The sequence below is a fragment of the Mesorhizobium sp. M4A.F.Ca.ET.050.02.1.1 genome, assembly GCF_003997725.1.
In the GTDB taxonomy this organism is placed as follows: domain Bacteria; phylum Pseudomonadota; class Alphaproteobacteria; order Rhizobiales; family Rhizobiaceae; genus Mesorhizobium.
Genome location: NZ_RZSG01000286.1, coordinates 1 through 6,910, shown reverse-complemented (window position 1 = coordinate 6,910; position 6,910 = coordinate 1). Strand labels below are relative to the sequence as shown.

Below are 6,910 nucleotides of genomic sequence, written 5' to 3'. Positions count from 1 at the left end.
CCGGCATCTGCCTGATCACGCCGGGCGGCAAACTGCGCCAGAAGCTGGTCGAGACCCGGGTGCGCTTCAAGCGGCTGCCGCGCGAGGAGATCGACGCCTATGTCGCCTCCGGCGAATGGCGCGGCAAGGCCGGCGGCTATGCCGTGCAAGGCCTCGCCGGCTCCTTCGTCGTCAAGCTGGTCGGCTCCTACACCAACGTCGTCGGCCTGCCGCTCTACGAGACGACGGCCCTGCTTGCCGGCGAGGGCTTCAAGGTGCATGCGAGCTGGCTCACCGCGCGCCCATGAGCCTGGACGACAAGGTCACGCCGCTGCGCCCCCGGCGCCCCTGCCCCGAATGCGGCAAGGCATCGGTGCGCGAGCACTATCCGTTCTGCTCGGCGCGCTGCAAGGACATCGACCTCAATCGCTGGCTGAAGGGCGCCTACGTCATCCCCGGGCGCAACGCAGAGGAAGAAGGCGAAGGGCCGGAGCAAAACCCGGCGCCCAAGGACGAGCCGTAAGCGCACGATATCAGCTGTTTTGCCGCCGTCTTTCGGTGGTTTTCTTTTCCCGGCTGAAATCCGTGCTTAGGCGCTGGACAGGCTGAATTCCCGTGCTATAACCCACGCGCTTTCTAGGGGCGCCGGCGGCGTCTTCAAGAAATCCGGCCTGCGAAATCTCGTTTGCCGGCGAGGCCCAGATAGCTCAGTTGGTAGAGCAGCGGACTGAAAATCCGCGTGTCGGTGGTTCGAATCCGCCTCTGGGCACCATTTTTTCCTCACAATGTCCCAACCACTACCGGGCGCCTTGCGCCAGACGCCGATTGGCGGGATGCTGCCGCAGGCGAACCGGGGGGCAAACCGGCACGCCGGATCGATATGGCTGCTGGAATGTCTGATGCCGCGAGCTTGCTTCGCCCTTGTTGCCATCGTTGCCTTGATGACGCCGTTAGAGGCAGGCGAGCGCGCGTCTCATCTGCTTGACCACGCCAGTCTCGCGACAGCCTATGCGCGGGAATCGGACACCGTCACTGCCTACACGACCGCAATGGCGCGCTTCCGCCTGCAACTCGGAACACGTCCCGGCCAAACCGGCCTCGCGGTTCCTCTTGAGCCGCGGCTGTTGCGGACCGAATTCAGCCAACGGACATGGCGCTCGGCGGACGGCAGCCTGCTGCAGGGCTTCGCCGGCAAGGGCGGCTTCCGGCTGACCGCCGGGAACTGCCTTGCCCAGATCTGCCTGGCCAGCGAATGCAGCGACGATGGCTGGCCGGTCTATGCCTGCAGCGACGGGCGCAAGCGCAAGATGTCCGTCACCGACTTCGTGACGGCGGTGTTCGACGGCGTGCCCTACCGGCGATTGAGCGCGCCTCCGGCGAAGTGACGTCGCAACACGTCGATCTTTCTGCCCGACAGGTATACGGCAAAGACCGGCCTACCTCACCGCAAACGCTGCCTGCACGGCGCGGTTGACCGTCACCGGCAGGATCGACATGTGGTTCTCGCCGGCAGCTCGAAGCTGGCGCTGATGCGGGAGATGGCGTCCAGCCGCTCGGCCATCAGGCGGGCGAATTCGTCGGTGCGCGTCACCTGCTTGTGCTCCAGGCGCTTCTGCTCATCCTCGGCGCCGACCTGGAACGGCGCCAGCTTTTCCGTCTCGTATTCGCCGGCCGACAGGATCACTTGCGCCTCCAGCCCCTCGGGTCTGGCTGTTTCGAAGGCCTCCAGAAAAAGGATCGATGGCGCGGTCTTCCCAATGGCGATTGTATATTTGACAGACCCGTTGCCTGAATCCGGGGTGCGCTGTTATGTGAAAAGCCCATGAAACCCAATAAGTATATGATGCGAGCCGTTATGGTCGCTACGGAGCTTGCTCTAGTCTGGTTGGTTGCCCAATCCTTTTGGACGGGCAGGATTCCTCTCAAGGATCACCCCGTAGAGCGAGCTCTTGACCCATTTACTTACTGGGTTGAGTTGGCCGTGATCACTTTCGCCATCATAACCCTGCCGCTCTGGATGCTCTACCGCGAGCGGCAGGAGCCTAGGCCATGAGTTGGTTTGTTTTGGCAGTCGTGATTGTCGGGCTTGTTGTTCCGGCTATTCTGGCTGCGGCCTATTATTGGACCGACCTCGAAACCCGTAAAGGCCGTGGGTGGAATTGGCTGCGAGGCAAGGGCTTTTAGCGCGCCGGCCCTGTCCCGTTCCACCGGATGTATCGGGCTTTACTCCGCCGCAGCCTCATCCGCGCCGCGACCGGGAAGCGCCGACACCTTTTCCAGCAGGCCAAGAGCGCGAGCCAAAGTGTCGGGGGGTACCAGCTTATATGCGTCTGGATTGGGCGCGATGAAATGCCTGCCATTCGGCGCGCGCCAAAGACAACCACTCTTGGTGCACGGGCCAATTTTGGCGCAGCTTCGCTCCAGCAGCGCTGCCTCTTGGAACAAAATCGTGAACAGTGGTGTCGGCGATCGGGGCGGGGGACGCCGTCGGCAGGGCGGACATTTCTATCTCCACTGGGGCAAGATCAGCGGCGGCGAAGCAGCCCCATCAGCACCGGGCCGCTGATCAGCGTGGCGACGAGACCGGCCGGAATCTGGCGCGGCAAGATCGCGGTGCGGCCGATCCAGTCGGCGGCGACCATGATCAGCGCGCCGAGGAGCACGGCGCCCACCGCCTGCGGCAGCGCGCGCGAAAGGCCGAGGCGGCGGGCGAGATGCGGCGCCATCAGGCCGATGAAGGTCAGCGGACCGACGATCAGGGTCGAGGCGGCGGTGAGCGCGGCGACCATCAGCAGGACGGCGAACCGGACTTTTCGCACGTCGAGGCCAAGCGCCATCACCGCGGCGGCGCCGAGCGGCAGCATGTCCAGCCAGCGGATGAAGAGGGGAGCCACGAGGAACAGGCAAAGCGCGGCGGCCGCAGTGAGCAGCGCCGAGTCCGCATCGACGCCGTAGGTCGAGCCGGTCAGCCAATTGAGCAGCAGCATGGCGCGCGGGTCGCCGGTTGCGGTCAGCACCAGGATCAGCGCATCGAACAGAGCGGTCAGCGCGACGCCGGCGAGCAGCAGCCGCTCCGGCGCGTAGGCGGCGCGGCTGCCGAGCGCAAGTGTCGCCGCCAGAGCAGCGAAGGCGCCGACGGTCGCCGCCATCATCTGCAGCGGACGGCTGGGGCCAGCCACGGAAAACAGCGCCGCCATCATGCCGAGCGCAGCACCCGCGCTGATGCCTAGCACTTCGGGGCTGGCCATCGGATTGCCTGTCAGGCGCTTCATCATCAAGCCGGCCAGCGCCAGCATGGCGCCGGCGGCAAGCGCGGCCGAAACGCGCGGCAGTCGCCATGACAGCAAGGGTGCCAACTGGTCGCCGAGGACGAAGCTCCAGCCGTGCGGCCCCGGTCCGTAGCAGAGCACAAGCGCGAGCAGCAAAAGGAGCGACAGGCCGATCGCCGCCAGCAGGGGGCCAGGAGGGCTCGCGCGCGGCAGGCGTTCGGCGATAGGCGCTGGAAGCTCGGCGCCAAGCGCAAGGCGCGGCAGCAGCCAGAGCAGCAGCGGCGCGCCGAGAAGCGCCGTGATGGCGCCGGTCGGCAAATGATCGCCCTGTGGCCCGGCCAGCAGTTGCACGCCCTGGTCGGCGGCCCATAGCAGCGCGGCGCCGATCAACGGCGCCATGACCAGCCGCTGGCCGAGCCGGCGGGCGCCGCCTATGCGGGCAAGGGCCGCCGCCGCGAGGCCGACAAAGCCTACGACGCCAACGGCCGCGACGACAAAGGCAATCAGCGCAACGGCAGCGGCAAGCCCGGAAAAGCGATAGACGCCGAGCGGCAGGCCGAGGCTGCGCGCGCCCTCGTCGTCGAGGCCGAGCAAGGTCAGCGGCCGCACCATCAGGCCGATCGCCAATGCCGCGAGGCTCAGACGCGGCAGGAGCCACAGCGTGGTCTTCCAATCCTGCTGACCGAGCGAGCCGGAGCCCCAGATAAACAGGTTGGCCAGCCATTCGTGCCTGAGCACGATAAGGGCGGCGCCAATCGCTCCGGCATAGAGGCTGACAACAAGGCCGCCGAGCACGACGGACAGCGGGGACAGGCCTTTGTGCCAGGACAGCGCGAAGACTGCAGCGAGCGCGACAAGGGCACCTGCAAGCGCCACCCATTCGCGACCGAAGGAAAGCAGCGCGGGCGAGAAAAGCGTGGCCAGCGCCAGTGCCAAATAGGCGCCGGCCAACACGCCGACGGTCTCCGGCGAGGCGAGCGGATTGCGCAGCACCTGCTGCAGCACCGTTCCGGCGAGGCCGAGGGCCGCGCCGCAAAGCAGGCTGACGGCAAGCCTCGGCAGGAAGGCATAGTGGACGAGCACCTGCCGCATGTCGTCGATTTCGGGTAAAGCGAGCGCCTTGAGCCAAAGCGCCGGCGGCAGTTGAACGGCAAGATTGGGAATGGTCGCCGCCACGGCCAAGGCCGCGAGCGCAGCGCAAAGCAGGATGGCTACGGTCGGCTGGCCACCGGCGCGCGGGACGATGAGACCGGCCGTACCCACTTTGCTTACCGCCGCATCAGCCATTGCCGTTTTCTCCTGTCATCGCCCTGGTCAGCACGCGGGCGAAGCGGGCGGCGGAAGGAAGCCCGCCGAACATCAGCACGGCGGGCAGGCGCATGATCGATCGGTTGCGCACGAAGGGCATGGCGTTCCAGACCGGGCTTTCGGTCAGCGTGCCGCGGGCGCCCTCGGGCATGGGCTCGAGAAAGGCGAGACGCGCATCGCTCGCTGTCGCCAGGCCGTCGATGCCGACGGTCGAAAAGCCCCAATAATTGGTCTCGCCGGTCCAGGCGTTGCGGATGCCGATGCGGTCGAACACCGCCTGGAAGAGACTCCTGGCGCCATAGACGCGCACATTGCGCGGATCGAGGAAGTTGACGATGTAGACCGGCCTTGCCGCCAGCGGCGCGAGTTTCTGCCTGGTCTCGGTGAAACAGGCCTCGGTCGCCGCGATCAGCGCCTCGCTTTCGGCCTGCCTGCGGGTCAGCCTGGCGAGCTCGCGGGTCGCCTCGACGGCTAGCCGGTAGGGTTCTCCGGCCTCGGTGTAGAGGCCGATCGTCTTCACCGGCGCGACGCGCTCGAGCTGCGGCTTGATGCCGTCGAGATAGGGAATGGACAGGATGATGTCGGGCTTCAGCTGCTGGAGGAATTCGAGATTGGGCTCGAGCAAGGTGCCGACATCGGCGATCTCCGGCGGCAGCGGCGGCTCGACCACCCAGGTCTCCCAGACCTCGCGATCGGCGATGGCGACCGGCCTGACGCCAAGCATCAGCAGGGTCTCGGCCAACCCGTCGTCGAGGCAGACGATGCGCAGCGGCCGCGCCTCGGCGGAGGCGGCCATGGGCAGCAGGAACAGCCCGAGCGCGGCGCGCCGGGTGATGTTGCCGCGCTTGGTCGTTCGCCTGTCGTTCTCCGGCACGATCCTGGTTTCCATGGACTTCCCGAAATCGGCCTATGCCGCCGATGCCAAGCTGACTATGAAACATGACATCTCCAGTCAACATTTAAGATGACAAAGTCGATCAGGATTTTGCAGCGGCACGATCCAGCTTCCTGAAGACGAATGGAACCCAGGCGGGTTGCGATCCCGCCGCCACCCGTGGCATCTGTCGCCGTCCATCGGGAAAGAACGCCGGATCATGGCACGACCGCAGCATACCACCAGACGCGCTGCGAGCGCGGGTGTCAGCCTCAGTCGCGCGCTGTCGAAGCTTGGGCTGTGCTCGCGCAAGCAGGCCGAGGTACTGATCGCGGAGGGCCGCGTGCGGGTGGCAGGCAAGGTCGCGCGCGATCCATCGCTGCGCATCGATCTCGACCGCGACCGCATCGCGGTTGACGGCGAGCAGGTCGTTGCCGAGCGCAAGGTCTATCTGATGATCAACAAACCGCGCGGGCTGGTCACAACCCGCGACGATCCCGAAGGACGCGGCACGGTCTACGATTGCCTCGAGGGGCTCGACCTGCCCTTCGTGTCGCCCGTCGGGCGGCTGGACAAAGCCAGCGAAGGCCTGCTTTTGATGACCAATGACACGCGCTGGGCGAACGGACTGCTCGATCCGGCCTCGCATGTCGACAAGACCTATCACGTGCAGATCGGCACCGCGCCCGACGACGCCATGCTGGCACGGTTTCGCGACGGCGCGACGGTCGACGGCGAACTGCTGACGGCGCGCTCGATCGAGCTGCTGCGCAGCGGCGGCCGCACGGCCTGGCTGGAGGTCGTGCTCGACGAAGGCCGCAACCGCCAGATCCGCCGGCTACTTGCCGCCTTCGACGTCGAGGTGCTGAGGCTGATCAGGGTGGCTGTCGGGCTCTTACAGCTCGGCGAACTCGCGAAGGGCAAGGCACGGCACCTGACGGTCGAGGAACTGACAATGCTTGAGGGCGACAGCGTCTAGCATTCCCCCTCGCCCGGATCGCCAACCGAATTGCGAAGGGCAATTCGGGGCATGCGACCTCCCCCCGAGGGGAGAGGAGATCAGAGGCGCGGGCGCTTCCTCCTCTTCTCCCCTCGGGGAGAAGGTGGCCGCTAAGCGGCCGGATGAGGGGGACACCCGATCGGCTACCTCTGATTCCACCTGCGGATGACAGGCTCGCTCAAATCGTGCTCATAGCCGAGAACGCTGAGACTCGCCGTGTCCAGCACGAAATGTTCGCCGCCTTCAGGCGGCAGTCCGATCCACCGCGCCGCGAGCACGCGCAGGAAATGCGCGCTCGAAAAGATCAGGACATTGCCAGCGACAACGCGGAGCCCGGCGATGATGGCATCGGCCCTGGCGCCGACATCGGCGGCCTGCTCGCCGCCGGGACAGCCGTCGCGAAACACGTTCCAGCCGGGGCGACCGGCGACAATCTCCTTCGTCGTCACGCCTTCATAGGCGCCGTAGTCCCATTCCTGG

At 66.3% G+C, this 6,910-nt stretch carries 9 protein-coding genes and 1 tRNA gene; 6 read left to right on the top strand and 4 right to left on the bottom strand.

Annotation, left to right across the window (positions count from 1 at the left end):
• The 4 genes from EOA33_RS18945 to EOA33_RS18930 form a co-directional block, all read left to right on the top strand.
• On the top strand, positions 1–287 hold a 287-nt coding region (locus tag EOA33_RS18945; RefSeq protein ID WP_190234305.1), incomplete at its 5' end, for a Maf family protein.
• Positions 284–502, top strand: a complete 219-nt coding sequence (gene yacG, locus EOA33_RS18940) for a DNA gyrase inhibitor YacG (RefSeq protein ID WP_126056549.1) — start codon at positions 284–286, stop codon at positions 500–502. The genes EOA33_RS18945 and yacG, both read left to right, overlap by 4 nt.
• A gap of 173 nt (positions 503–675) precedes the next feature.
• Positions 676–751 (top strand) — tRNA-Phe (locus tag EOA33_RS18935).
• 61 nt (positions 752–812) lie between these two features.
• Positions 813–1,364: a hypothetical protein gene (locus EOA33_RS18930; RefSeq protein WP_245455649.1), complete on the top strand. Its 552-nt coding sequence runs from the start codon at positions 813–815 to the stop codon at positions 1,362–1,364.
• Between the two features lie 92 nt (positions 1,365–1,456).
• On the opposite strand, the gene EOA33_RS40595 is transcribed toward EOA33_RS18930, so the two are convergent.
• Positions 1,457–1,663, bottom strand: a complete 207-nt coding sequence (locus tag EOA33_RS40595) for a hypothetical protein (protein WP_245455651.1) — start codon at positions 1,661–1,663, stop codon at positions 1,457–1,459.
• Positions 1,664–2,028: 365 nt separating this feature from the next.
• Here EOA33_RS40595 and EOA33_RS41360 point away from each other — a divergent pair, with 365 nt between their 5' ends.
• Positions 2,029–2,163, top strand: coding sequence for a hypothetical protein (locus EOA33_RS41360; protein ID WP_281033070.1), 135 nt, complete (start codon positions 2,029–2,031; stop codon positions 2,161–2,163).
• 341 nt (positions 2,164–2,504) lie between these two features.
• Here EOA33_RS41360 and fhuB read toward each other — a convergent pair whose 3' ends face one another.
• On the bottom strand, positions 2,505–4,535 hold the full coding sequence (fhuB, locus tag EOA33_RS18920) for a Fe(3+)-hydroxamate ABC transporter permease FhuB (RefSeq protein ID WP_127406271.1): 2,031 nt from the start codon (positions 4,533–4,535) through the stop codon (positions 2,505–2,507).
• Positions 4,528–5,445, bottom strand: a complete 918-nt coding sequence (locus EOA33_RS18915; protein ID WP_190234304.1) for an ABC transporter substrate-binding protein — start codon at positions 5,443–5,445, stop codon at positions 4,528–4,530. The genes fhuB and EOA33_RS18915 overlap by 8 nt, the downstream gene beginning before the upstream one ends.
• 205 nt (positions 5,446–5,650) lie before the next feature.
• Between EOA33_RS18915 and EOA33_RS18910 the strand changes: the two genes are divergently transcribed.
• A complete protein-coding gene (locus tag EOA33_RS18910) occupies positions 5,651–6,409 on the top strand; it encodes a pseudouridine synthase (RefSeq protein ID WP_126056551.1) in 759 nt (252 codons plus the stop codon).
• Positions 6,410–6,573: 164 nt separating this feature from the next.
• Here EOA33_RS18910 and EOA33_RS18905 read toward each other — a convergent pair.
• Positions 6,574–6,910 (bottom strand): histidine phosphatase family protein (locus EOA33_RS18905; RefSeq protein WP_190234303.1); only part of this gene is annotated, 337 nt, incomplete at its 5' end.

Bases quoted from the DNA above. Each gene is read 5' to 3' on its own strand.
- yacG (WP_126056549.1), top strand. From the start codon at position 284: ATGAGCCTGGACGACAAGGTCACGCCGCTGCGCCCCCGGCGCCCCTGC.
- EOA33_RS18915 (WP_190234304.1), bottom strand. From the start codon at position 5,445: ATGGAAACCAGGATCGTGCCGGAGAACGACAGGCGAACGACCAAGCGC.
- EOA33_RS41360 (WP_281033070.1), top strand. From the start codon at position 2,029: ATGAGTTGGTTTGTTTTGGCAGTCGTGATTGTCGGGCTTGTTGTTCCG.
- EOA33_RS18930 (WP_245455649.1), top strand. From the start codon at position 813: ATGCTGCCGCAGGCGAACCGGGGGGCAAACCGGCACGCCGGATCGATA.
- fhuB (WP_127406271.1), bottom strand. From the start codon at position 4,535: ATGGCTGATGCGGCGGTAAGCAAAGTGGGTACGGCCGGTCTCATCGTC.
- EOA33_RS18910 (WP_126056551.1), top strand. From the start codon at position 5,651: ATGGCACGACCGCAGCATACCACCAGACGCGCTGCGAGCGCGGGTGTC.